The 25993-nt window shown below is 51.2% G+C and carries 29 protein-coding genes; all 29 read left to right on the forward strand.

Annotated features, from left to right (window positions below):
• Positions 1–22: 22 nt before the first annotated feature.
• The 29 genes from trmFO to NSU18_RS00900 all read left to right on the forward strand — a co-directional run bounded on the left by trmFO (position 23) and on the right by NSU18_RS00900 (position 25958).
• Positions 23–1411 (forward strand): FADH(2)-oxidizing methylenetetrahydrofolate--tRNA-(uracil(54)-C(5))-methyltransferase TrmFO, encoded by a 1389-nt coding sequence (trmFO, locus tag NSU18_RS00760; protein WP_341022703.1) that lies wholly within the window; start codon positions 23–25, stop codon positions 1409–1411.
• Positions 1412–1451: 40 nt separating this feature from the next.
• On the forward strand, positions 1452–1994 hold the full coding sequence (gene hslV / locus NSU18_RS00765; protein ID WP_341147949.1) for an ATP-dependent protease subunit HslV: 543 nt from the start codon (positions 1452–1454) through the stop codon (positions 1992–1994).
• Positions 1995–2027: 33 nt separating this feature from the next.
• On the forward strand, positions 2028–3428 hold the full coding sequence (hslU, locus tag NSU18_RS00770) for an ATP-dependent protease ATPase subunit HslU (RefSeq protein ID WP_036724651.1): 1401 nt from the start codon (positions 2028–2030) through the stop codon (positions 3426–3428).
• A 376-nt stretch (positions 3429–3804) separates the two neighbouring features.
• Positions 3805–4212, forward strand: coding sequence for a flagellar basal body rod protein FlgB (gene flgB, locus NSU18_RS00775; protein WP_341147950.1), 408 nt, complete (start codon positions 3805–3807; stop codon positions 4210–4212).
• 6 nt (positions 4213–4218) lie between these two features.
• Positions 4219–4665 (forward strand): flagellar basal body rod protein FlgC, encoded by a 447-nt coding sequence (gene flgC / locus NSU18_RS00780; protein ID WP_341022698.1) that lies wholly within the window; start codon positions 4219–4221, stop codon positions 4663–4665.
• Between the two features lie 29 nt (positions 4666–4694).
• Complete coding sequence (gene fliE, locus NSU18_RS00785) at positions 4695–5003, forward strand: flagellar hook-basal body complex protein FliE (protein WP_341022697.1); 309 nt, start codon at positions 4695–4697, stop codon at positions 5001–5003.
• Between the two features lie 34 nt (positions 5004–5037).
• Positions 5038–6627, forward strand: coding sequence for a flagellar basal-body MS-ring/collar protein FliF (fliF, locus tag NSU18_RS00790; RefSeq protein WP_341022695.1), 1590 nt, complete (start codon positions 5038–5040; stop codon positions 6625–6627).
• Between the two features lie 4 nt (positions 6628–6631).
• The gene (gene fliG / locus NSU18_RS00795; RefSeq protein ID WP_036692485.1) at positions 6632–7648 is read left to right on the forward strand and encodes a flagellar motor switch protein FliG; all 1017 of its coding nucleotides are present in this window, start codon (positions 6632–6634) and stop codon (positions 7646–7648) included.
• Positions 7641–8489, forward strand: a complete 849-nt coding sequence (locus NSU18_RS00800) for a FliH/SctL family protein (protein WP_341147951.1) — start codon at positions 7641–7643, stop codon at positions 8487–8489. Before fliG ends, NSU18_RS00800 begins: the two co-directional genes overlap by 8 nt.
• Positions 8482–9795 carry a flagellar protein export ATPase FliI gene (gene fliI, locus NSU18_RS00805; protein WP_341023377.1) on the forward strand — a complete coding sequence of 438 codons (1314 nt, stop codon included), beginning with the start codon at positions 8482–8484 and terminating at the stop codon, positions 9793–9795. Before NSU18_RS00800 ends, fliI begins: the two co-directional genes overlap by 8 nt.
• Positions 9796–9801: 6 nt before the next feature.
• A complete protein-coding gene (gene fliJ / locus NSU18_RS00810; protein ID WP_340940068.1) occupies positions 9802–10245 on the forward strand; it encodes a flagellar export protein FliJ in 444 nt (147 codons plus the stop codon).
• Between the two features lie 18 nt (positions 10246–10263).
• The gene (locus NSU18_RS00815; RefSeq protein ID WP_341022690.1) at positions 10264–11208 is read left to right on the forward strand and encodes a MotE family protein; all 945 of its coding nucleotides are present in this window, start codon (positions 10264–10266) and stop codon (positions 11206–11208) included.
• 22 nt (positions 11209–11230) lie between these two features.
• Positions 11231–12706 (forward strand): flagellar hook-length control protein FliK, encoded by a 1476-nt coding sequence (locus tag NSU18_RS00820; protein ID WP_341147952.1) that lies wholly within the window; start codon positions 11231–11233, stop codon positions 12704–12706.
• Positions 12707–12733: 27 nt separating this feature from the next.
• Positions 12734–13267, forward strand: coding sequence for a flagellar hook capping FlgD N-terminal domain-containing protein (locus NSU18_RS00825; protein ID WP_341147953.1), 534 nt, complete (start codon positions 12734–12736; stop codon positions 13265–13267).
• On the forward strand, positions 13264–13647 hold the full coding sequence (locus tag NSU18_RS00830; protein WP_341022685.1) for a TIGR02530 family flagellar biosynthesis protein: 384 nt from the start codon (positions 13264–13266) through the stop codon (positions 13645–13647). Before NSU18_RS00825 ends, NSU18_RS00830 begins: the two co-directional genes overlap by 4 nt.
• Positions 13648–13769: 122 nt before the next feature.
• Positions 13770–14588, forward strand: a complete 819-nt coding sequence (gene flgG, locus NSU18_RS00835) for a flagellar basal body rod protein FlgG (RefSeq protein WP_341022684.1) — start codon at positions 13770–13772, stop codon at positions 14586–14588.
• Between the two features lie 73 nt (positions 14589–14661).
• A complete protein-coding gene (locus NSU18_RS00840; protein ID WP_036724671.1) occupies positions 14662–14886 on the forward strand; it encodes a flagellar FlbD family protein in 225 nt (74 codons plus the stop codon).
• Positions 14883–15350: a flagellar basal body-associated FliL family protein gene (locus NSU18_RS00845; protein WP_341022681.1), complete on the forward strand. Its 468-nt coding sequence runs from the start codon at positions 14883–14885 to the stop codon at positions 15348–15350. The genes NSU18_RS00840 and NSU18_RS00845 overlap by 4 nt, the downstream gene beginning before the upstream one ends.
• A gap of 40 nt (positions 15351–15390) precedes the next feature.
• On the forward strand, positions 15391–16389 hold the full coding sequence (gene fliM, locus NSU18_RS00850) for a flagellar motor switch protein FliM (RefSeq protein WP_036692509.1): 999 nt from the start codon (positions 15391–15393) through the stop codon (positions 16387–16389).
• Entirely contained in the window at positions 16379–17713 is a 1335-nt protein-coding gene (gene fliY / locus NSU18_RS00855) for a flagellar motor switch phosphatase FliY (RefSeq protein WP_341022680.1), read from the forward strand. Before fliM ends, fliY begins: the two co-directional genes overlap by 11 nt.
• 26 nt (positions 17714–17739) lie before the next feature.
• On the forward strand, positions 17740–18105 hold the full coding sequence (locus NSU18_RS00860) for a response regulator (RefSeq protein WP_036692515.1): 366 nt from the start codon (positions 17740–17742) through the stop codon (positions 18103–18105).
• 9 nt (positions 18106–18114) lie between these two features.
• Positions 18115–18645 (forward strand): flagellar biosynthetic protein FliO, encoded by a 531-nt coding sequence (locus NSU18_RS00865; RefSeq protein ID WP_341022679.1) that lies wholly within the window; start codon positions 18115–18117, stop codon positions 18643–18645.
• Positions 18642–19406 (forward strand): flagellar type III secretion system pore protein FliP, encoded by a 765-nt coding sequence (fliP, locus tag NSU18_RS00870; protein ID WP_341022677.1) that lies wholly within the window; start codon positions 18642–18644, stop codon positions 19404–19406. The genes NSU18_RS00865 and fliP overlap by 4 nt, the downstream gene beginning before the upstream one ends.
• 22 nt (positions 19407–19428) lie before the next feature.
• Positions 19429–19698: a flagellar biosynthesis protein FliQ gene (gene fliQ, locus NSU18_RS00875; RefSeq protein ID WP_036692523.1), complete on the forward strand. Its 270-nt coding sequence runs from the start codon at positions 19429–19431 to the stop codon at positions 19696–19698.
• 4 nt (positions 19699–19702) lie between these two features.
• Positions 19703–20494, forward strand: coding sequence for a flagellar biosynthetic protein FliR (gene fliR / locus NSU18_RS00880; protein WP_341022675.1), 792 nt, complete (start codon positions 19703–19705; stop codon positions 20492–20494).
• A gap of 22 nt (positions 20495–20516) precedes the next feature.
• On the forward strand, positions 20517–21611 hold the full coding sequence (gene flhB / locus NSU18_RS00885) for a flagellar biosynthesis protein FlhB (protein ID WP_341022672.1): 1095 nt from the start codon (positions 20517–20519) through the stop codon (positions 21609–21611).
• 20 nt (positions 21612–21631) lie between these two features.
• The gene (gene flhA / locus NSU18_RS00890; RefSeq protein ID WP_341022670.1) at positions 21632–23665 is read left to right on the forward strand and encodes a flagellar biosynthesis protein FlhA; all 2034 of its coding nucleotides are present in this window, start codon (positions 21632–21634) and stop codon (positions 23663–23665) included.
• Positions 23662–25080 carry a flagellar biosynthesis protein FlhF gene (gene flhF / locus NSU18_RS00895; RefSeq protein WP_341022668.1) on the forward strand — a complete coding sequence of 473 codons (1419 nt, stop codon included), beginning with the start codon at positions 23662–23664 and terminating at the stop codon, positions 25078–25080. The genes flhA and flhF overlap by 4 nt, the downstream gene beginning before the upstream one ends.
• Entirely contained in the window at positions 25077–25958 is an 882-nt protein-coding gene (locus NSU18_RS00900) for a MinD/ParA family protein (RefSeq protein ID WP_341022667.1), read from the forward strand. The genes flhF and NSU18_RS00900 overlap by 4 nt, the downstream gene beginning before the upstream one ends.
• Positions 25959–25993 lie beyond the last annotated feature (35 nt).

Consider the following 25993-nt stretch of genomic DNA (forward strand, 5'->3'; position numbering starts at 1 on the left):
AGGGTTACAGGAGGAACGGAAATTGACAGAAAAAGCACAAGTAACCGTTATCGGAGCAGGTCTGGCCGGAAGTGAAGCCGCCTGGCAGATCGCTTCGCGCGGAGTTCCAGTCAGATTGTATGAGATGCGTCCGGTCGTGAAGACACCGGCGCATCATACAGATCAGTTCGCTGAGCTGGTCTGCAGCAACTCACTGCGGGCGAATGGCCTCGGGAATGCAGTGGGTGTACTTAAAGAAGAAATGCGGCGCCTGGGCTCCCTGGTACTGGGTGCAGCCGACCGACATGCCGTTCCGGCAGGAGGAGCTCTTGCTGTTGACCGGGACGGATTCTCCGGTGAAATTACGTCCATGCTGCATAACCACCCTCTGGTGGAAGTCATAAATGAAGAACTTACGCATATACCGGAGGAAGGGATTGTTGTTATTGCCACCGGGCCGCTGACCTCACCCTCCCTGTCTTCGGAGATTAAGGGACTGCTTGGCGAGGAATACTTTTATTTCTATGATGCAGCAGCTCCGATTGTAGAGAAAGACAGCATCGATATGAGCAAGGTCTATTTGGCCTCCCGCTATGATAAAGGTGAAGCCGCCTATCTGAACTGTCCGATGACAGAAGAGGAATTCGATGTTTTTTATGATGCGCTGATCTCTGCCGAGACGGCTGCACTCAAAGATTTTGAGAAAGAGATTTACTTTGAAGGCTGTATGCCGATTGAAATTATGATGAGACGCGGCAAGCAGACGGCACTGTTCGGCCCTATGAAGCCTGTGGGACTGCTCAATCCTCACACGGGCAAGCTGCCTTACGCGGTTGTGCAACTGCGCCAGGACAATGCTGCCGGTACGCTGTATAATCTGGTCGGCTTCCAGACGCATCTGAAGTGGGGCGAGCAAAAACGGGTATTCTCACTTATTCCGGGTCTGGAACAAGCTGAATATGTGCGTTATGGGGTCATGCACCGCAATACATTCATTAATTCTCCCAAGCTGCTGCAGCCCACTTACCAGATGAAGGGCCGGGAGCGACTGTATTTTGCCGGCCAGATGACCGGGGTGGAAGGGTATGTTGAATCTGCGGCTTCCGGTATGATCGCCGGTATGAATGCAGCGAGAGCTGCGCTTGGCGAAGAGAGCCTGATCTTCCCCGAGGATACGGTGCTGGGCAGCATGCCCGCCTATATCACTTCGGCCGATCCGCAGCACTTCCAGCCGATGAATGCCAACTTCGGCCTGCTCCCGAAGCTTGAGACCCGGTTCCGCAGCAAAAAAGAGAAAAACGAACGTCTGGCATACCGGGCACTTGACAGTCTTGCTGCTTATGCTGCTGCCCATGAATTGACGTATACAGAGCCGGAGCCGGTGGATGCTGATCCGGCAGAAGCGGATAGTCCGGCACAACCGGCTCAATAGGTCCAGACCTGTATCACCTAATCTGAGGAGGGTGCCCATCATGTTACCCAGCTTTCATGCAACTACGATTTGTGCGGTAAGACATAACGGCCATGCGGCGATTGCCGGGGACGGCCAGGTTACATTCGGAGAGAGTGTCATTATGAAGACGACGGCCAAGAAGGTCCGCCGCCTATACAGAGGTCAGGTCATTGCCGGGTTCGCGGGCTCTGTGGCTGATGCAATTACGCTGTTCGAGAAGTTCGAGGGCAAGCTTGAGGAGCATCACGGAAATCTGCAGCGGGCGGCGGTGGAGCTGGCCAAGGACTGGCGTCAGGACCGCATTCTGCGCAAGCTGGAGGCGCTCATGATCGTAATGGATAAGGAAGGCATGCTGCTGATCTCCGGCAACGGTGAAATTATCGAGCCGGATGATGATGTGCTGGCGATCGGCTCCGGCGGGAACTTTGCCCTGGCTTCCGGGCGGGCACTTAAGCGCCATGCTCCGCAACTGGGGGCCGGTGACATTGCCAGAGAAGCGCTGCAAATTGCCTCCGAGATCTGTGTATATACCAATTCCAATATTATTGTCGAAGAGCTATAGGCAAGGTGCCATATATAAAGGGAGGAAGTCACAATGGTGAATCAATCGCTTACGCCACGCCAGATCGTAACAGAGCTTGACAAATATATCGTAGGTCAAAAGCAGGCCAAGAAATCAGTGGCCGTTGCCCTCCGCAACCGGTACCGGCGCAGTTTGTTGTCCGAGGAGCTGCGGGATGAGGTCGTGCCGAAGAATATTCTGATGATTGGACCTACCGGTGTAGGTAAAACAGAGATTGCCCGGCGTCTGGCTAAGCTTGTTAATGCCCCGTTCATCAAAGTAGAAGCCACCAAATTTACGGAAGTCGGCTACGTGGGGCGCGATGTGGAGTCTATGGTCCGTGATCTGGTGGAGACCTCTATCCGTATGGTGAAGCTGGAGCGGACCGAAAAGGTGAAGGACCGCGCAGAAGAACTGGCGAATGACCGGATTGTGGCGATTCTGGTTCCATCCTCCTCGAAGGGCAAATCGCAGCGCAATCCGTTTGAGATGATTTTTGGCGGAAACAACGGCGGGGCCGAAGAATCCAAGGAAGAGCCGGAGGACGGAAGCCTGAGCGAACGCCGAAGAGGGATTAAGTTCAAGCTGCTTGCCGGCCAGTTAGAGGATGACGTCATTGAGATTGATGTCGAGGACACGACGCCATCCATGATGGATATGTTCGCGGGCCAGGGCAACGACCAGATGGGCATGAATATGCAGGAGATGTTCGGTAACCTGCTGCCGAAACGCACGAAGAAGCGCAAGCTGCCGATCCGTGAGGCCCGCAAGGTGCTGATCCAGGATGAAGCGGCCAAGCTGATAGACACAGACGACATGATTCAGGAATCCGTAGCCCGCGCAGAGCAATCCGGGATTATTTTCATCGATGAGATCGATAAGGTAGCCAGCCAAGGCAAGGGCTCAGGTCCCGATGTATCCCGCGAAGGCGTGCAGCGTGATATTCTGCCCATCGTCGAGGGATCGACTGTCATGACCAAATACGGGCCTGTGAAGACAGACTACGTGCTGTTCATCGCTGCAGGTGCTTTTCATATCGCTAAGCCTTCCGATCTGATCCCTGAGCTTCAGGGACGTTTCCCGATCCGTGTGGAGCTGAGCAGTCTTACACTTGAGGACTTTGTATCTATTCTTACGGAGCCTGAGAACGCACTTACGAAACAGTATGTCCATTTACTGCAGACAGAGAACATTGAAATCCAGTTCCAGAAGGAAGCTATTCAGGAAATTGCCAAGATTGCAGCTTCCGTGAATCAGAATATGGAGAACATCGGGGCGCGGCGTCTTCATACGATCCTGGAAAAGCTGTTGGAGGATCTATCGTTCGAGGCACCTGAGCTGACACTGGACACCATGGTCATCACGCCGGAGTATGTTCGCGAAAAACTGGCAGGAATCGCGCAGGACCGCGACTTAAGCCAATATATCCTTTAAGCTCACAGAGCCACAAAATCTTCAATATAGGTAATTAGAATTAAGGCTATATAAATTTGATTCTAAATTCATGCATTAAAAGTTAAAAAAATCTATAATAAAGCAGAAAATGTAATAAAAAAGGAAAATAATTGTAAAAACATGCTTTAAGCCCTCTCTTTTCTGAAAAGATAGGGCTTATTTCTTATTGTAATAATATACAAATTCTAAGAGAATCAATGTATGTGAGATTGACATAAGAATCATTCATCGACATGGTTCGACTTTAAGGCGAATATGTTGTGAAAAAAATGACTTTATTTGTCGAAAAAAAGCAGGGATTTGAACAAAGTTGTGGAATTCTTTTCATTATGATAGGTTTGGAAGGGGGATTACTATGGGTTTGCTGAACAGTGTCAGTTTTCAAAGATTACAAGGAGGCCTAGATGCCGCCACCAAACGACAAAGTGTTCTGGCTAATAATGTAGCAAATAATGATACACCAAATTTTAAACGTTCAGATGTTAGCTTTGAGAGCTTCCTGAGAGATCAGGAGAGCGGACTTAAAGCCACTCTGGGTGCGAAGGTATCAGACTCCCGCCATTTCCGCTTCGGGACAGTGACCGGCATGCCGGCTGCTGTGGTCACTACCGATGAGACTACATCTATGAATAACAACGGCAATAATGTGGATATGGAACGTGAACAGGCGCTGAGCGCCGAGAACCAGCTGAGATACAACTCTTATGTAGAACAGCTGAACAGTCAGATCACAATGATGCGTACAGTTGTACAGGGAGGGTAATGAATAATGAACTTTGGCAGCAGCTTTGGTATTAGCGCCTCGGCTTTAACCGCCCAGCGTCTACGGATGGATGTGATCTCCTCCAACATAGCAAACGCCGAGACCACAAGAGCCTCCGTGGTGGACGGCAAAGCCGTACCATACCGCCGTAAGCTCACAGTTCTGGAAACTACCCAGGCTGACAGCTTCGCAAATATACTCGGCTCCAAGATGAGCGGGGGGAATGATGGCGTCAAGGTGAAATCGATTATCGAGGATTCTTCTCCGCTCAAGCCGGTATATAATCCGAGCCACCCTGATGCGGACGCTGAAGGTTATGTATACATGCCTAATGTGGATGTGACCAAGGAAATGGTGGATATGCTGTCTGCCTCGCGTTCTTACGAAGCGAATGTTACGATGCTGAACGCATCCAAATCCATGGTGACCAAGGCGCTTGAAATCGGCCGGTAGAATGAATTGACTGTCTAGGAGGAGAAGAATTGATACAGAATTTATTGATCGGGAACCAGGCGGTTCAGCCGCTCGCTATGAAGTCTGCAGCTGCAGAATCATCGGCCGTGCAGGAGCCGGGACAGAGCTTCGGTTCATACCTGGAGAATGCGCTTAACCAGGTGGCAGATCAGGAACAGCAGGCGAAAGACATGAGTAACAAATTTGTACTGGGAGAGGTCAACATTGATGAGGCTATGATTTCGTCCCAACAGGCATTGCTGAGTTTGCAGTTGACTACACAAGTCCGGAACAAAGTGATTGAAGCCTATCAGGAAATTATGAGAACTCAAATCTAAATAATCCTAGCTACGTTTCGGATGGGGTGACACTGTGAATGAAAGATTGGCCCAGTACCGGGAGAAGATAACCCAGTATTGGAACAGATTCAGCGGTAAACAGAAGATACTATTTTTCTCCACTCTGTTTATTATCATTATAGTAATCGTAGTTACAACTATGCAGTTATCGAAGGTGGAATACGAGGTAGCTTTTCAGGACCTGGACAGTACCGATTCAGCGGGAGTTATGAGTTATTTGGATTCATCGGGGGTGTCTTACCGTTTAAGCCCGGATGGCAAAAGTATCTCCGTTCCCAGCACGGATGCTGCACGTATCAAGATAGCTGTTGGTTCTCAGGGAATCGTTCAGCAGGGCTCGATCGGATACAAGGTGTTCAATGAATCCTCGTCCATGATCGGGACTACAGACAGTGAATTTAATGTTAAATACAACAATGCGCTTAATGGTGAAGTGGAACAGCTGCTGAGAAGGATGCAGGGGATAAAAGACGCCAAGGTGCTTATTACCCTGCCGAAGGAGACAGTATTTGCCGCACAGGAGGATCAGGAGAAAGCACAGGCTTCCGTGGGGATGAGCTTTGATCCGGGATTCAGACCCTCCCAGGAGAATATTGATGCTTACTTCAATCTGGTGAAGACCGCTGTGCCTAATCTTCCTATCGAGAACATTACAATTACCAGTAACGAGGTGGAGCTAAAACCGACGGCCAGGGGCGGCCAGGCGGGGATTGCAAGCCAGGTTGAAGAGAACTTCGCACTCAAGAAGAAATTCGAAGATGATGTGAAGCGGGATGTGAAGCAATTCCTGAGTACCCTCACAGGTCCCGATAAGGTCGATGTCCTGGTGTTCTCCAAGCTTAATTTCGATAAGGAGAACAGGAAGGAAGATGTCGTAGTACCGGTGGATGCTGAGAATATGAAGGGGATTGAGATCAGCTCGCAGATTATCAGCAAAACATTCTCGGGCCAAGGGAACACTTCCGGAGGAGTCGCAGGTACAGGATCTGAAGATGTTGCAGGTTATCCTGCGGGGGCTGACACAGGTGCTTCTTCTTCTGAGGAATCATCGGAGACAAGGAACTATGAAGTTACTAGAATCACTAAGGATATCATCGCAAGTCCATATACTGTAAAAGATTTAACCATAAATGTCGCGGTTGAACCACCTGCAGGACAAACAACTTTGGACGAGGCTACTTCAGGAGCCATACAGAACATCTTGGTCAACATTGTCCGTGCGTCCCTGGCAGATTCAGGTATTACTTATACAGACGCCGACCTGACCAAAAAAGTTTCGGTATTCTCGCAACAATTTGGAGGTGCCACTGCCGAGAATACAACCGGCGGACTGGCAACCTGGATGATCTGGGCGATTGGTGCTGCTGCTCTGCTGGTCGGTGCAGGCGGAGGTTATCTGATCTACCGCAGCCGGAAGAACAAGCAGGAGGAAGAGGTGGAAGAAGATATTCCGCTGCAGGTTCCTACCGAGTTCCCTTCAATTAATATGGATAGCGTGACGAATGAGAGTCAGGTCCGCAAGCAGCTGGAAAGTCTGGCGAAGAAGAAGCCGGATGAATTCGTAAATCTGCTCCGCACCTGGCTTGCTGAAGAACAGAGGTGAAGAAATGGCAAAAGCTAGCCAGCAGGGACTCAGCGGCCGTCAAAAGGCGGCGATCCTGCTTATCACACTAGGGCCTGAAGTATCGGCACAAATATTCAAGCATCTGCGGGATGAGGAAATCGAACAGCTGACGCTGGAAATTGCGAATGTACGCAAAGTGGACAGCGGGGAAAAAGAGTCGATCATGTCCGAATTCCATCAGATCTGTCTCGCTCAGGAATATATCTCGCAGGGCGGTATCAATTACGCCAAGGAGATCCTCGAGAAAGCTCTCGGTTCGGCCAAGGCGCTCGAAGTCATCAACCGCCTGACAGCAACGCTGCAGGTAAGACCTTTCGATTTTGCCCGTAAGGCAGATCCGAACCAGATTCTCAACTTCATTCAGAACGAGAATGTACAGACAATTGCCCTTGTACTCTCGTATCTGCAATTTGAACAGGCGGCCTCCATTCTGTCTTCCCTGCCTCAGGAGAAGCAGGCGGAGGTAGCCAGAAGAATAGCGATTATGGACAGCACCTCTCCAGAGGTGGTCACCCAGATAGAACGTGTACTGGAACAGAAGCTGTCTGCTACAGTCACCCAGGATTATACGAATGCAGGCGGTATCGAATCGATTGTACAGATTCTGAACGGCGTAGACCGCGGTACAGAGCGTACTATTCTCGATTCCCTGGAAATTCAGGACCCGGAGCTGGCCGAGGAAATCAAGAAGCGGATGTTCGTCTTCGAGGATATCGTCAATGTCGACAACCGCTCGATTCAGCGGATTATCAAGGATATCGACAACGCCGACTTGCAGCTTGCGCTCAAGGTGGCCAGCGAGGAAGTGCGGGATGTTATCTTCCGCAATATGTCCAAGCGTATGGCCGAGACCTTCCGCGAGGAAATGGAGTACATGGGACCCGTGCGGCTGCGTGATGTGGAAGAAGCACAGACCCGCATCGTAGGCACGATCCGCAGACTCGAAGAGTCTGGTGAAATTATCATCGCCCGTGGCGGAGGAGATGACATTATTGTCTAAGCTGATCAAACATTCTCAATATATTCCGGTAGATGTGCTGAAGCGTCTTGAACAGGCCAGGCATCATGCAGGCCTGACTGAAGAGCCGGCTCCTGAAGAGCCTCAGGGTGAAGTCCACTACCAGGACCCCGCCAGGGAGGCAGCGGAGCAGTCACGCAAGCAAATGCTGAAGGATGCTCAGGAGTTCGCGGAGAGTCAAGTCCGCAGCGCCTCCGAGGAAGCGGAGAATATTGTGGAATCAGCGCGGACTGAAGCTGAAGAATGGTGGCGTGAGCGCAGGGAACAGGATGAGCTGCTGATTGAAGCCGTCAAATCCGAGGGCTATCAGCAGGGGTATCAGGAAGGTCTCGCTCAAGCAGAGCAGGAGATGTCCCGGCGCCTTGCCGAGATGATGGAAGAAGCGCGGACCGTGCTTCAGGAAGCGTACCGGGCTAGAGATGTAATTATTCAGGAGGCGGAACCGTTTCTTGTAGAGCTGAGCTGCGATATTGCTGAGAAAATCGTGGACAAGCAGCTCACCGTAGAACCGCAATTTGCCATGGATCTGATCCGTAAGAATCTGGCCCGCAAACGCGAGCAGGGGCTGATTTCACTCTGTGTCTCTCCTGCACAGTTTGCTTTTGTCAATGCGGCCCGGGAAGAGCTCTCGCTTGCAGTGGACTCACAGGCTGAGCTGCAGATTCTCCCGGATTCAACGGTCAGAGATCTGGGGTGTGTGATCCGGTCTTCCTTCGGCAGCATCGATGCACGTGTCGATACCCAGCTTGCTGAGATCAAAAAAGAACTGCTAAGAATCGCTCTGGACTCGGATGAACACAGAAATGGGGACGACGATGCTTGACAGCAGAAGATACAAAGATCAGCTGCGTAACTTCGATCCGGTAAGGATTAACGGGAAGGTTACACAGGTTATCGGGCTGATGGTGGAGTCGGAAGGGCCTGACGCCAGCATCGGTGATGTGTGTTATATCTATCCTGCCAAAGGCAGTAAGCCGCTTCAGGCAGAGGTTGTAGGGTTCCGTGATAACAAGGTACTGTTAATGCCGCTTGGAGAACTGCAGGCTATCGGGCCTGGCTGTGATGTAGTGGGCACCGGCAAACCGCTGAGCGTTCAAGTCGGCTCGGAGCTGCTCGGGAAGGTTCTTGACGGTCTGGGACAGCCGCTGGACGGTTCGCTGATACCGGCCAGAATGCCGCATAGCTCCACGTTCAATATTCCATCCAATCCGCTTAACCGTCCGCGGGTCGCCGAACCGATCAGCATTGGAGTCCGGGCTATCGATGGACTGTTGACGATCGGCAAGGGGCAGCGGGTAGGGATTTTTGCCGGCTCGGGTGTGGGGAAGAGTACTCTGATGGGCATGATTGCCCGCAACACGTCGGCAGATGTCAATGTAATTGCGCTGATCGGTGAACGGGGCAGAGAGGTGCTTGATTTCATTGAGCGCGATCTGGGACCCGAGGGTCTACAGCGTTCGGTGGTCATTGTGGCCACTTCCGATCAGCCTGCGCTGATTCGGATCAAGGGGGCGCTGATCGCCACTACAATTGCCGAGTATTTCCGCGACCGTGGGTTGAATGTCATGCTAATGATGGACTCGGTAACACGTTATGCGATGGCGCAGCGTGAGGTAGGGCTGGCAGTCGGTGAGCCTCCGGCGATGAGAGGGTATACACCTTCTGTATTCGCCAGTTTGCCTAAGCTGCTGGAACGGGCTGGAACCGGTCCTACAGGCTCTATCACCGCGTTCTACACGGTGCTGGTTGACGGTGACGATATGAACGAGCCGATAGCAGACGCTGTTCGCGGTATTCTGGACGGGCATATTGTTCTGAACCGGAATATAGCCAACAAAGGACATTTTCCGGCGATTGACGTCCTCGCCAGCATCAGCCGGGTGATGAAGGATATCGCCCCGGAGGAGCAGATTGCTGCAGCCGAGAATGTGAAGCGCCTGATGGCGGTATATAAGGATTCCGAGGATCTCATTAACATCGGGGCTTACCAGAGGGGCTCGAATGCGCAAATCGATGAGTCGATGCATTACATCGACAGCATCTGGGAGTTCACCAAGCAGAAGGTGAACGAGAAGGTAACCCTTAGCGAAGTGCAGCAGACTTTAATTTCACAGTTCTCGAGGAGTTGATTGATCATGAGATTCCATTATACTTTTCAAAAAGTGGTGGACTTGAAGGGTAACGAAAAAACACAGGCAGAGTGGATGCTCTCAAGCGCGCTCGGAGAACTGCAGGCACAGGAAAAAAGCCTTGATGAATTAATCGGCCAGCGCAGCACGCTGATGTTGTCCCTGCAAAGTGCAGCACAGCAGAAGACACCGATGGCTAAGCTTCGCGAAATGCAGGATTACGTGGATTATCTTGATAAATGTATTGCCCGCAAGCATTCTGACATTAGCCGGGCACATGTTGAGGTTCAGAATAAGCAGGACCACCTGAGTACGAAGGTTCTGGATGAGAAGGTATGGCTCAAAGCCAAAGACAAAGCACAAACCGCATTTCTGCAGAATATGAGTTTACGGGAACAAAACGAACTGGATGAGATGGCTACCGTCCGCTTCGCGATGAAATCCCTCTAACCCGGGAGGTTTCCGCCAGTGGCAAATAATCAGATGGAATTTGAAGATGAAGGGTCGGCAGGCAAATTTGAGCGTTTTTTGTTCTTGATGATTCCAATCATTTTCACGCTTGTACTGCTTGGGGTATTGTTGACCCTATTTAATATGGATATCCGCAATAACGTGCTGGCGATTGCTAACAAAATTCCTATTGTAGAAAAATGGGTGCCTGATCCGCCTGCGGACCCGGCAGCGCCGGGTGATGCCGCAGAGAAACCGGCAGAGAGCAAAGAACAGGCTGCCAGCTCTGCCAGCACGATTAAAGAACTCAAAGCTCAGCTTGCTGCCGGGGAGGAGAAGCTGAAGAAGGCGGAGGAAGACAAGGCAGCGGAGGTCACCAAGGCCGAAGCGCTTCAAAAGCAGGTTGATGAGTTAAAGACTGCTGCTGAAACAGTCGCAGCCCCCGAAGATGAGGAAGATCCTTATCTGAAGAAAGTGACGGATCTGGCCAAGCTGTATGCCGGGATGAAGGCCTCCAAAGCGGCACCGATTATGGAGAATTTGACTACCGAAGAGATGGTACAAATCTTCAGTGTGATGAATAATGCCAGCAAATCGGCCATCCTGGAAAAAATGGATGCCAAGAAAGCGGCAGATGTCTCCATAAAGCTAAAAGAAACCACAAATTCAACCGATATGGCTATTGCAGCCCTGCAATCCCGGCTAAAGCAGGAGGCGGGTACGGCTACACCCAAGCCTTCAGCTAATCTGGATCAGGAGAAGCTAGGCCAGACGTTCACCAGCATGCCCGCTGCGGATGCAGCAGTACTGCTCGGTTCCATGTACAGCCTTAGTCCGGATAAAGTCATTACGGTCCTGAATACGGTCAGTGACTCGGTCCGCTCCTCCATTCTGGGGGAGATGACCAAGAAAGACAGCAAGCAGACAGCCAAAATCGTCAACCGTCTGATGGGCGGAAAATAAACTTTGAAGGGAGGTGAAAAAGATGAGTATTATTCTACAAACCTTAACCGCAGGCAATCTGGCTGCTTCAGGCGGAACCACGCAGGGAAATACCGGGACGGTTAATCCGGCTACGCCATTTGCCCAGACGCTTGTACAGAGCATGGTAGGAGTTACGGCTGTCAAAGGCACTGAGACTCCTGTAGCCAGTAATTTGGCTTCATTATTACAAGGACTTCTGAGTGCTGTTCAGGCTAAGGGAGAAGAGGCAGGCAGTACAGATGTCAAGCAAACGAATCTGCTGGAAGGTCTGGTGCAGGATATAGAGAAGCTGGACACCAGTCTGGAAGCTGATCCAGCGTTAATTGCAGCGCTTCAAGGCTGGCTGCTTCAAGTATCTGCTCTTGTGTCGGGTAATCCCTCTACAGGTTCGCAGGATGCTGGATCGACTGCTTCTAAAGCTTCAGTCGGCTTGTCACCGCTTGCTCAGAACCCAGAAACCCTGCGCTTTGCCGTTCAGGATGAACTGAACAGCCTGGTTCAACGGGTTCAGACGGCAGCTGTCAGCGGCGATCAGGAGACTGCTGCCAAAGGAGCGGCGCTTCTGAATCAATTCTCGGCTATTATGGCGGAGAGTGCGCCTGTTAATCACAAGTCCATGGCTAACAAGGCTCCAGCAGTTGTTGATGCTCCAGCGGTGCTGCTTAAGCAGGCAACGGGAAGCGAGCCCAAGGCGGAAATGTATAGCAAAGCAGATTTGGCAGCGGATGTCCGTAGGCTATTGGGAGCTTCAGCGAGCACTCGTTCTATGCTGGATGCAGCGGCTGCAGCTGGCAATTCCGAAGCTGTAACTGTACCTGAGGGTTCCACTCCTAGTGCCACGGTAGTGCCTGCCGCATTGAAGGGGACAGTGCCTGCCGAAGATCCTTTGCTCGCTGGCGATGGGACGACTAAGGAGCCGGAGGTTGTAACGGCCGGCCAATTATCTTTGCGTCACGGAATTACTGCACCGCTCAAGGCGGAAGCCGCGCCAGTGCCAGTCCAGCAATTTGCCCAGGAGATGAACACCTTTATCAGCGGTAAGCTTGAGATTGTCAAGAAGGGCGGAGTAGCTGAAGCTACGATTACCTTGTTCCCGGAGAATCTTGGACAAGTGGATGTGAAGATTACCATGCAAAACGGTAATCTGGTGGCACAGTTCATGACCCAGCATGCCGGAACCAAGGATATGCTTGAGCAGCAGATGAGCCAGCTTCGTATGGCATTGCAGTCCCAGGGACTTCAGGTAGAGCGCCTCGAAGTGACGCAGAACAACAACTCCCCTCAGTCGCAGTGGACCGGAGGACAGGGCCAGCAGACCGGGACGGGCGGACAGCAGCAAGGCAGACGTTCGCGTGAACGCCAGGAAGAATCGGCAGATGCCGTGCTTGCCGCAGAACTTAATGGAGAATGGAAGGACTGGGTGTCAGCAGCTCAGCAGGACAGCAACCAGAGCGGCGGATTCTCGACCAAGATTTGATGATGATAACAAGTGAGGTGAAATGATATGGCAACGACTCCCGTGTCTAACAGCAACCAATGGAATTATGTAGCGAATGATAAGACACCCAAAACTACAGGCACCTCTACACTGGGGAAGGATCAATTCTTGAAAATACTGATTACCCAGCTGCAGAACCAGGACCCGATGCAGCCGATGGAGGATAAGGAATTCATCGCTCAGATGGCGCAGTTCTCATCCGTAGAGCAGCTTATGAACATCTCCACCCAGCTTACAGCATTGAATCAGTCTCTTGGCTCGGTGTCAGGATTGATTGGGAAGGATATCACCTGGGCGGATGCCGAGACAAAATTGCCGAAATCAGGCAATGTTGAATCGATTGTTGTCAGCAGCGGTGTACAATACGCAGTGGTAGGCAAGGAGCGGATTGCTTTAACGGATATTACGCAAATTCAGAATGCCGGCACTACACCTCCAGCGGGCAGCGAGACACCTGCGGGTAGCGAGACACCGGCAGCCAGTGGGACTCCCGCAGCCAGTGAGACTGCCGCAAGCGGGGAGAGCGGGGAGACATCATGAGTGACAGAATAACTATCGGGCAGTTATATCCGGCAGCTGTCCATCCTTCCGTTCTGCAGCGTCAGCAATCTGTTAAGGGTTCCACAAGTCCTGAAGCATCGTTCGAGAGCGTGCTGCAGAAGAATATGCTGAAGTTCAGCAATCATGCAGCCAAACGCCTGGAGCAGCGGGGAATTGAGCTTGGCAGCCGCCAGCTGGATCAGATTTCTTCGGCAGTAGACAAAGCAGCCGCTAAGGGCAGCAAGGAATCTCTGATTCTTATGAAGGATATGGCATTGATTGTGAGTGTAAAGAACCGGACAGTGGTTACAGCGATGGACGGTAATTCAATGAAAGATAATGTATTCACGCAGATTGACAGTGCAGTAATTATATCTTAACTCGGCTGGTCCTTACTGGAGAGCCGAAAGTGGCTGCCGACCGACTGACGCGGCCACCGCTCCAGCTTCATCTTTTAAATCTTAAGAGTCAGAAGACTCTAAAACCGGGAGGACGATTAATAATGTTAAGATCTATGTATTCAGGGGTTTCAGGTATGCGCGGATTTCAGACAAAGCTCGATGTGATTGGTAACAATATTGCGAATGTTAACACCATCGGCTTCAAGTCAGGACGCGTGATGTTCAAGGATATCATGAGCCAGACCGTCTCGGGCGTTACAGCACCCGTGGATGGTGGTCAAGGCGGCGTCAATGCCAAGCAGATTGGTCTTGGAGTGTCCATCGGTTCTGTCGACACCATGCATACAGCTGGCAGTGCGATGACTACCAATAATCCTACAGATCTGCGGATCGACGGAGACGGGTTCTTTCTGGTGAAGCTCACGGGTGACCAGGATGTACCGTTCCTGACCCGCGCTGGAGATTTCCATGTGGATGCCAGCCGCAATCTGATTACATCGGATGGCTTACATGTCGTTGACTCCGGAGGTGAAGTCATTCAGCTCGCTGATGACGTTACGGCATTCTCTATCTCCAGTGACGGAACGATTGTGCAGACTATGGCAGACGGTACTACAACAGCTGGTGTTCAAATCGGCATTGGTAAAGTCAGCAATCCGCAGGGACTTGAAAAAATAGGCGGCAACCTGTACCGGATGTCCTTAAATGCGAATGCTGAAGGTGCGCTGGAGCCGACAACTGCCAATAATGCAGAAGTGGGAACAGGTACTATCGTTGCCGGCCAGCTGGAAATGTCCAATGTGGATCTGACAGGCGAGTTTACAGAAATGATTGTTACCCAGCGTGGATTCCAGGCGAATTCGCGGATTATCACTACTTCCGATGAAGTATTGCAGGAAGTAGTTAATCTGAAGCGTTAAGCTTGAATTTTAATATGTAACTTGCAGTCGTGGGGGAGGAGCTCCTCCCCCTATTTAGGTTAGGAGGCCTGTCATGATTTCGGTAACAAGATTGAACGGGGCGGGGATGTGGCTGAATGCCCTGCTGGTTGAAATGGTTGAGGAATCACCGGACACGTACATTACGCTGGTAACCGGCAAAAGGCTGATCGTGCTTGAAAAGGCCGATGAAGTCATTAGCAAGATCAAGGAATATAACAGGGACATAGGCACACACGCTGCCACCATTAAAGTCCAGTCAATGGAGGAGCTTTCATGAAAAAGATGCTGCCATGGCTCATCACGATATTGCTGGCCGTTACACTTATCGTAGTCGCTGCATTCTTATTGATGGACAAATTTTTCCCTGGTGACGGGAATGCAGTGAACAAGGCTGTCCAGAATGTGGAGACGAAGAAGATGACGGCTGATCAAATTGTTGAGATGACAGCCGAAATCAAAGATATCAAAACCAACCTTGCCGATCCCGATTACATCCTTTCAGTTGACATCGCGCTGCAATTAGACTCGGCGTCGTCCAAGGAAGAATTCGAAAAGATAAAATCTATTAAAATAACACCGCTGATTATCAAAGCGATTGCCGATGCCAAACCCGAGGAGCTGAATGGGGCCAGCGGCAAAGATCAGTTCAGCAGCAAGCTGGTGAACATCATCAACAAGAATTTGACTGAAGGTTCTATCACCCAGATTGAATTCACCAAATTTATACTGGCACAAATGTAGCTGCAGGCGGGTCAATTCTTTGATGGGGGGGTGATTGAAATTGGTTGATGTACTATCACAAAACGAAATTGATGCTCTGCTTGCCGCACTTTCATCCGGTGAAATGGATGCCGACGAACTTAAAAAAGAAGAAACCACTAAAAAGATCCGCTCCTATGATTTCAAACGGGCCGTACGCTTCTCCAAAGATCATATCCGCAGCTTAACCCGGATTCATGATAACTTTGCCCGCTATCTTACAACGTACTTTTCGGCCCAATTGCGCACCTTCGTGCAGATCAATGTCGTTCAAGTAGAGCAGCTCCCTTATGACGAGTTTATCCGCTCCATTCCCAAAATGACGATATTGAATATTTTTGAGGCCGAGCCGCTGGAGGGCCGAATGGTGATGGAGGTGCATCCGAATATTGCTTTTGCCATGCTGGACCGTCTGCTTGGCGGCTTCGGAACGGCACCTTCCAAAATCAATGCGTTGACTGAAATCGAAACGACCATTATGGAGAGGATTTTCAGCAGATGCTTTGAAAGTCTGCAGGAAGCCTGGAAGACAGTGCTTGATATCCATCCCCGGATGGAGGCGCTGGAAACGAATCCGCAGTTTATGCAAATTGTATCGCCCAATGAAACGATTGCTCTGATCTCCCTCAGTACCAAAATAGGAGACACGACGGGGATGATCAACCTCTGTATCCCGCACGTTGTGCTGGAGCCGATTATGTCAAGGCTCTCCGTGCACCAGTGGTTTGTCTCCGAGAAAAAGGTGCGGGATGAGGTGGAGCTCGAAGCCATCCGGGCAAGAGTTCACCGGGCGCAGCTTCCAATCGTGGCTGAGCTGGGCGAATCGAATTTATCCATTGCTGAATTTCTCGGGCTCAGCATCGGCGACGTGATTTCTCTTAACAAGACGGTGGATTCCGGTCTGTCGATTAAGGTGGGGGACAAGCTGAAATTCATTGGAAGTCCGGGGATGATCAAAGAACGTGTGGCTGTGCAAATAGACGAGATTGTCAGCGAAGGGGTTGAAGAGTTTGACGAGTAAAGATTATTTGTCCCAGGAAGAGATAGATGCTCTTCTTAGACAGTCTGCGGAAGGCAATTTGGCTCCTTCACCGAAGACCGTGGATGATTACTTAACACCTTTTGAACAGGATGCACTGGGAGAGATCGGCAATATCACCTTCGGAAGTGCGGCAACGGCACTCTCTACCCTGCTGGGTAAGAAGGTAGACATTACTACCCCTAAGGTATCCATTATTACACGCGGAGAGTTCGAGGAAGCCTTTCCCAAACCTCATGTAGCTGTTCACGTACAGTATGTTGACGGTTTCCAGGGCATTAATTCTCTGGTTATCAAGATCAGGGATGCACAGGTCATTGCCGATTTGATGCTCGGCGGCGAAGGAGATCCTAAAGACGAGGAACTGAACGAGATTCATATCAGTGCAGTGCAGGAAGCGATGAACCAGATGATGGGCTCGTCCGCTACCTCAATGTCAACGATCTTCAACAGATTCGTCAACATTTCACCACCAGGCATTGACATTCTTAACATGTCAAGCGGAGAAGGTGTAGGCAGCCTGCCGGATGATGAGACTCTCATCCAGATTTCCTTCCGCCTCAAGATCGGCGATCTGATTGATTCCACCATCATGCAACTGCTGCCTGTACAATTCGCCAAGGATATGGTGACCATGCTGCTGGGCGATGTCAGCCAGGCTGACCAGGAAGCGGCCGTCTCCTCTGCGGAAGCAACGCCGCCTCCGCCTCAGGCAGCCGCACCAGCGCCTGCACCGGAACCACCGCAGGCACCGCCTACAGCCCAGCAGCAGATGCCTGCGCCGGAGGCGGGAGGGTACCCGCCGCAATATCCGCCGCAGGGTCAGGGCATGCCGCCTTATCCGGGAATGCCGGAAGGGGGATATTATTATCCTCCCGCAGGGATGCCGGCGTATGGCATGCAGGGCATGCCGCCTTACGGAATGCCGCCGCAGGGCACGCCCTATCCGCAGCCTCAGCCGCAGAATCCGGCACAGGGCCGTAATGTAAATGTGCAGCCTGTACAATTTGCAAATCTGAGTGCAGGGGCTTTTGGCAATATTGACGAAAATAATTTAAATTTATTGATGGACATACCACTGAAGGTAACCGTAGAATTAGGAAGGACCCAGAAGCAGATCAAAGATATTCTGGAAATGTCGCAAGGTTCAATTATTGAACTGGACAAGCTGGCAGGTGAGCCTGTTGACATTCTGGTTAACAACAAGCTCATTGCCAAGGGGGAAGTCGTAGTTATCGACGAGAACTTCGGTGTCCGCGTTACGGATATCGTCAGCCAGTGGGACCGTATACAAAAATTACAATAAGCATACTTAGGGAGGATTTTGTAAAAATGGCTAACCGAATTCTAATCGTGGACGATGCAGCATTTATGAGAATGATGATCCGGGACATTTTGTCGAAGAACGGATTTGAGGTAGTGGGTGAGGCCCAGGACGGTTCACAGGCTATAGAGAAATTTAAGGAACTGCGTCCGGATCTGATCACGATGGATATCACCATGCCTGAAATGGACGGAATCGCCGCCCTTAAAGAAATCAAAAAAGTAGATGCCAATGCCAAAGTCATTATGTGTTCAGCCATGGGTCAGCAGGCTATGGTTATTGATGCAATCCAGGCCGGTGCCAAGGACTTTATTGTGAAGCCTTTCCAGGCAGACCGTGTCATTGAAGCCATCAACAAAACGCTGGGTATATAGGAACGAGGTATGTTATTTGCTTCCGGAACGCTCGGAGACAGTAGTAATGCCCTGCTGAATTTATTGAAGGTTGTTTTTGTTCTGGCAGTCATTGTTATTCTTATCGTGCTGCTGATCCGTTTTCTGGGACGCCGCAATCAGACTCTGATGAGCGGCCGTTCCATCCGTACGCTGGGTGCGCTGGGGCTGGGTCCGAATAAGTCGGTTCAGGTCATTGAGCTAGGCGGCAGCCTCTATCTGATCGGAGTGGGCGAGGACATCACCATGATGGATAAGATCACCGATCCGGCAGAGGTGGCGCTGATTATATCCTCTTTTGAAGACCAGGCCTCAGGAACGGACAACTTCATTGCACCGCTTATCGCCAAAATCAAGGCCAAGCTGCGCGGTGAGGTGCCGTCCCAGGAAATCGAGATTCATGAGACTTCGTCTTTCTATGAGACGCTGCAATCCAAGCTTGCCCTGGCGCCAGAGCGCAAGGAGAAGCTGGAGGAACTGCGCAGGGATGAGGATCTCAGGAAAGAGTCGGAGGATTTATGAAAAAAAAGCTGATTCTTTCTTTTCTATTGCTGGGTATTTTCAGCGTGCTGCTCCTGCATCCGGTTCATGCTGACCCGATTCCTAATATCAATATCTCGGTAGGGGACAACGATGCTTCAAGCGGGGGGACGAGCTCCATCTCCATCCTGCTGCTGGTAACGGTGCTTAGCATTGCTCCTTCATTCCTGGTGCTGATGACCAGCTTCACGCGGATTGTAATCGTACTGGGGTTCGTGAGAACCTCACTGGGTACACAGCAGATGCCTCCGAACCAGGTGCTTGTAGGACTGGCTTTATTCTTAACCCTGTTCATTATGTCGCCCACGCTGGCAACGGTGAACGAGACGGCCTTACAGCCCTATATGAAGGGCACTCTGACCCAGAGCGAAGCACTGAACAAAGCGCAGGAGCCGATTAAGGAGTTTATGTTCAAGCAAACGAATACGAAGGACCTGCTGCTGTTCATGAACTATACCGGCAATAACGCTACAGTGAAGCCAGCCAGCTATAATGATATTCCTTTAACAGTAATGGTACCTGCTTTTGCAATCGGCGAGATGAAAAAGGCATTTACCATGGGCTTTATGATTTTTATTCCTTTTCTTATTATTGATATTGTGGTGTCCAGCACCCTGATGGCCATGGGGATGATGATGCTGCCGCCGGTAATGATATCTTTGCCTTTCAAAATTATGCTCTTTGTGCTGGTGGACGGCTGGTACCTAGTAGTCAAATCACTGCTGCTGAGTTTTAACACCTGACTTGTAAGAGGAGGTACATGGGATGAATGCGGAGTTTATTATCGGCCTGGCCGGCCAAGCCGTATATTTAGTGCTGGAGACCAGCGCCCCCATGCTGATTCTTGGTCTGGTGGTAGGACTGATCGTCAGTATTTTTCAAGCCACAACCCAGATTCAGGAGCAGACCCTGGCGTTTGTTCCCAAAATCGTTGCCGTACTGCTTGCTCTACTGCTGTTCGGTCCGTGGATTATAACGAAGCTGGTGGACTTCACCAGCCAAATTCTGGGCAGTCTCTATATGTATATCGGTTGAGTCTATGAATATAGAGACCCTAATGCAAAGTTTTCCTGTCTTTTTGTTGATTTTTTGTCGAATTACCGCCTTTTTTGTTGTCGTTCCTGTCTTTTCGTCGCAGAGCGTGCCGACAACGTTCAAAATTGGTTTGTCTTTTTTTGTATCGATGGTCATCTTCAGCTCAGGCAGCATGAATATTACAGTTCCGCAGGATCTGGGGTTTATCCTCCTGATTATCAGGGAGGCTTTAATCGGGCTGCTGCTTGGGTTTATCGCCTACCTGATGTTTATGACGATTCAGACTGCGGGCTCTTTTATCGATATTCAGATCGGGTTCGGGATTGCGAACGTCATTGACCCGATGACCGGGGCTTCGGCGCCGATTATCGGTAACTTCAAGTATATGATTGCACTGCTGCTGTTCCTGAGCATGAATGGCCACCACTACCTGCTGGATGCTATCGTATATAGCTATAAATGGGTGCCGATAGATAATGATCTGTTCCTCAAAATGATTGGCGGAAGCTTATCTGAGTTTCTGATCCGCACCTTTGCTCAATCCTTTATGCTGGCCTTTCAAATGTCGGCACCGCTGGTCGCTGCACTGTTCCTGACGGATGTAGGCCTGGCCTTCCTGGCGAGAACGGCTCCGCAATATAATGTGTTTGTCATCGGTGTTCCGCTCAAAATCATTATCGGTCTGGCGCTGCTTCTTATACTGATGCCGGGGATGGCTGCGCTGTTCCAGAATCTCTTCGAGATTATGTTCGAGTCCATGCACAATCTGCTTGGCCTCATTGGGAAGAGTCCTTAGGCTACGGTAAGGAGAGATTGTCTTGGCAAAACAGGCAAGATACAAACTGGATCTACAGCTCTTTGGGGGAGATAAGACAGAGAAAGCTACTCCGAAGAAACGGCAGGATGCCCGCAAGAAGGGGCAGGTTGCAAAAAGTGCTGAAATGTCAGGTGCAGTGGTCCTCTTCTCGGCGCTGCTGTCACTGAGCGTCTTCGGCGGCTTCATGAAAGAACGGTTTATCAAGCTCTACACAGATGTATTCCAGAACCGGATGATGCTTGAGGTAACACCGGAGAATATCTCTACGCTCTTTAACCAGTACGGGCTGCAGATCCTCATTCTGCTCGCTCCGCTGCTGGGCATCACCTTCCTGCTGGCGCTCGTGGCTAACTTCGCCCAGGTAGGCTTCATGGCTTCAGGCGAAGGAATTACGCCGAAGTTCAGCAAGATCAACCCCATCAAAGGCTTCAAAAATATTTTTTCCATGCGTTCCGTAGTAGAGTTCCTCAAATCTATCTTCAAGCTCATCCTGATTGCCTATCTGGTTTACAGTACGCTTTGGGGAGAGAAGGAGAGCTTTGCACGCCTCTCGCATGTCGATGCGGAAGGGGCATATGCCTTCGTTGCGAAGCTGACCATGAGCCTGGGCATCAAGATTGCAGCGGCTCTTTTTATAATGGCTGTACTGGACTATATCTATCAGAAATACGAGCATGAAAAGAGTCTGAAAATGTCTAAGCAGGACATTAAGGATGAGTACAAAAAGATGGAGGGCGACCCCATCATCAAAGGCAAGATCAGGGAACGTCAGCGCAGAATGGCGATGCAACGGATGATGCAGGAGGTCCCCAAGGCCGATGTAATCATCACGAACCCGACCCACTTTGCAGTTGCCTTGAAGTATGACGGTTCCACAATGGAGGCTCCTCAGATTATAGCCAAGGGCCAGGATTATGTGGCACTCCGCATCAGGGAACTGGCCAAGGAGCATGGTGTTGTAACGATGGAGAATAAGCCGCTGGCACGGGCATTGTTCCAGAGAGCGGAGATCGGTGATGTAGTGCCGGCCGATCTGTTCCAGGCAGTTGCCGAAGTGCTGGCCTATGTATATAAGCTTAAAGGCAAGAGGAGATAAGCCGGGGGAGGTTAAGGACATTGAAAGCTAAAGATCTAACAGTTCTACTGGGCATTATCGGTATCGTGCTTATGATGATTCTGCCCATCCCTGTCTGGCTTTTGGATGTACTGTTAATTATCAATATCTCGATAGCCCTGACCATTATATTGGTCGCTATGAATACCAGAGATCCGCTGCAGTTCTCAATATTTCCTTCACTGCTCCTGATCACAACGCTGTTCCGCTTAGCGCTGAACCTGTCAACCACCAAGCTGATTCTGGCTGATGGCCATGCCGGGGAGGTCGTAGCGACCTTCGGAAGCTGGATTGCCAGGGGACAGATCGCTATCGGGTTCATTGTCTTCCTGATCCTGGTTGTGGTTCAGTTCATTGTTATCACCAAGGGTTCGGAGCGTGTGGCCGAGGTAGGCGCCCGCTTCACACTGGATGCAATGCCCGGTAAGCAGATGAGTATTGATGCGGATTTGAATGCAGGGATGATCAATGAGCAGCAGGCACGGGAACGCCGCCGTAATGTCGAACGCGAAGCGGATTTCTTCGGAGCCATGGATGGTGCGAGTAAGTTCGTCAAAGGGGACGCCATTGCCAGTATCATCATCCTCATTATCAACCTGATCGGCGGCTTCATCATCGGTATGACCGTTCACGGGATGTCGTTCCAGACAGCACTCTCAACCTACTCTGTGCTGACCATCGGTGACGGTCTGGTCAGCCAGATTCCGGCCTTGCTGATCTCCACGGCTTCGGGTCTGATCGTTACCCGTGCGGCTTCGGAGGGCAATCTGGCCGAGGATCTGACGGGACAATTGCTGTCCTATCCGAAGCTTCTATACATAGTGGCTGCGACCATTGCGTTTTTGGGGTTCTTTACCCCGATTACCGTCATGTCCACGCTTCCTTTGGCGGGGCTGATGGCATATGCGGCTTACAGTATGGGACAGAAGGCCAGCAGGCAGCAGATTGCCGATGAACAACTGGTCGAGGAGAAGCAGATCGAAGAGGTACGAAGTCCCGAAAGTGTTATCAATCTGCTTACGGTGGACCCGATCGAATTCGAATTTGGTTATGGTCTGATTCCTTTGGCGGATACGGGGCAGGGCGGCGATCTGCTTGACCGTATCATCATGATTCGACGGCAATGTGCACTGGAGATGGGTCTTGTTGTACCTGTTATTCGCATTCGCGACAATATTCAACTAAAACCGAATGAATATGTCATCAAAATTAAAGGAAATAACGTTGGCGGCGGTGAATTATTACTTAATCACTATCTCGCCATGAGCCCCGGTTATGATGACGAGTCGATTAGCGGGATTGAGACTATTGAACCATCCTTCGGGCTGCCTGCCCTATGGATCGATGAGTCGGTGAAGGAGCGGGCTGAGTTATCCGGTTATACCGTGGTAGATCCGCCTTCCGTAGTAGCCACGCATCTGACCGAGCTGATCAAACGGCATGGACACGAATTGCTGGGCCGTCAGGAGACGAAGCAGCTGGTCGACAATCTGAGGGAGAATTACCCTGTGCTGGTGGATGAACTGATTCCCTCCATTCTTGCTGTCGGGGATGTTCAGAAGGTACTGGGCAAGCTGCTGCGGGAGAAAATATCGATCCGCGACCTCGTCACCATCTTCGAGACGCTTGCCGATTACGGCACGTATACCAAGGACCCGGATATTCTGACTGAATATGTGCGGCAATCCCTCTCCAGACAGATTACCCAGCAGTTCTCTCAGACGGGGGAGACCCTGCGTGTTATTACAGTAGGTCCCGGGCTGGAGAAAAAGATTTCCGAGAGCGTGCAGCAGACCGAGCAGGGCAGCTACTTGGCGCTTGATCCGGTATCTACCCAAACCGTCTATCAGCGGCTTACGGAGCAGATCAACCGTCTTCTGCAATCCGGCCAGCAGCCGATTGTACTGACCTCTCCAACGATTCGCATGTATCTGCGCCAGGTGATTGAGCGGACCATGCAGGATATCCCTGTGCTGTCCTACAGCGAGCTGGAGCCAAACATTGAAATTCAAAGCGTCGGGGTGGTGAACTTATGAGAGTGAAGCGTTATGTGGTCGATACGATGCCTGACGCCATGCATTCGATCCGCAGCGAGCTTGGAAGCGATGCCGTTATTTTAAGCACCAAAGAAATAAAGGTTGGCGGATTCATGGGCATGTTCACGAAAAAGAAGATCGAGGTTGTAGCTGCAGTGGAGAACGGTGCAAAGGCGGCTGCGCAGGAGAAGATTCCTGCACCGCCGCTGAACATACCGCGAAATGCAGTGCCGGAGGCCTATCAGAAGGCTGCTTCAGCAGCTGCCCCTCCTCTCCCGCCGCCTGTGACGGTAAGGGAGGCGGCAGCAGCCAAGTCGTTTGCCGAGATTGCCGCAGCGCTGGCTGATCCGCTGGAGCAGGGCGGAGGTGTAGCGGTGATGCCGCCTTTAGCCAAGACTGAGCCGCCGGATATCCGCACTGAGGATATTACAGCAGGCCAGCCGTCTGTAACACAGCCGGAGGAGAGCCGGAGGAAGCTTGCAGCCATCTATGATCCGCTTGCGGCAGAACAGCCTGAACCTGAGAGTGCCGCTGCCACTGAGAGTGATGTCCTGCGGGAAATCCGGGATATGAAGCAATGGATGGAACGTATCGCACGTTATTCCTCAGGGGCTGCCGAGCTGCCGGATGCGCTGGAATCCTTACGCAGCCGCCTGATTGACCAGGAGACTGACGCTGTTCTCGTAGAGGAATGGATCGGATATGTTCTGGAGCGTTACCGTGAGGAAGGAAGCAGCTGGGGGCCGGAGCAATTTGAGGCTGTGCTCAGAGAGCAGATTGACGGCTTTCTGGCGGGACGCATTGCCGGCGGTATTGCCCCGGATACGCGGATTGTTTATATTGCGGGGCCGACTGGGGTCGGCAAGACAACAACGATCGCCAAGCTGGCAGCGGAGCAATTGTTCAAGCAAGGCCGCAAGGTTGGGCTGATTACCTCGGATACTTACCGGATATCGGCCGTTGAACAGCTTAGAACCTACGCCTCCATTCTCAACATGCCGCTGGAGGTTGTGCAATCACCGGGCGATCTGCAGCGGGCGATGTTCCGGCTGGAGAGCTGTGATCTGGTGTTAATGGATACTGCCGGACGGAATTACCGCAATGAAATCCTGGTGGCTGAACTGCAGAGTCTGCTCGCCAAGGAGCTTAAGAGCGAGACACTGCTGGTGCTGAGCCTGACCTCGAAGAGCCGTGATATGAAAAAGATTGCAGAGCACTTCGGCAGATATCAGCTGGACAAGGTAGTATTCACGAAGCTGGATGAAACGGGCAGCTTTGGCCCGCTGTTCAATGTCTTGAATGATTATCCGCTGAAGCTCTCTTATATTACCAACGGACAAAATGTTCCGGATGATCTTCTGATGGCCACCGGGGAGCAGATTGGCGGCATGCTGCTGGGAACAGGGGGCGGGTGATGGACCAGGCGCAGGCATTAAGACGGCTGGTTTCCAGCCAGGATACAAGGCAGGCTCCCGGAAGCGGTGCCTCCGCCCGGATCATCACGGTATGCAGCGGGAAGGGGGGAGTCGGGAAGTCGAATTTCACCCTTAACTTCGCGCTTGCGCTGAAGGCCATGGGACGGAGAGTGCTTCTGTTCGATGCCGATATCGGCATGGCCAATATTGATGTCCTGATGGGAGTCTCCTCCAGATACAATCTGTACCACCTGCTCAAGCGGGAGGCGGAGATCGGACAGATTATTCAACTCGGACCGCAAGCCTTACCCTTCATTGCAGGGGGCTCCGGGATGGACGAGCTGTTCACACTCTCTGAGGCGGATCTGAACTACTTTACCACACAGATTGCAAGCATTGCCGATACCATGGATTTTATCCTGTTTGACACAGGGGCGGGGCTGTCCAAGGAAACGATGAAATTCATCACTTCTGCCGACGACTGCCTGGTGGTGACCACGCCAGAGCCTACCGCAATTACAGATGCGTATGCACTGATGAAGGTTGTTCATAATACGCATCCGGAGGTCTCATTCAGGCTGATTGTCAATCAGGCAGGGGATGAACGGGAGGCGCGGGCCACCAGTGACAAAATCCGGATGGCAGCCAGCCGCTTCCTGCAGCTTGAGCTTCCCTTCCTCGGTTACATCAGCAGTGATCCGCATGTAGTACAGGCTGTTAAGAAACAAATTCCATTCTCAGTGGCTTTTCCGAACAGTATTGCAGCCAGGGATGTGCAGAGGCTTGCGCAGAGCTATCTGGCTGCGGATTCAGTAGAAACCGCTAAAGTACAAGGCATCAAGGGATTCATCAGCAAGTGGTTGAAACGAAACAGATAATTGTTCTGAATTTAAGGGACAGAGGTGGAAAAGCT

Origin of the sequence: Paenibacillus sp. FSL H8-0048 (assembly GCF_038002825.1) — a bacterium.
Classification (GTDB): domain Bacteria; phylum Bacillota; class Bacilli; order Paenibacillales; family Paenibacillaceae; genus Paenibacillus_AQ.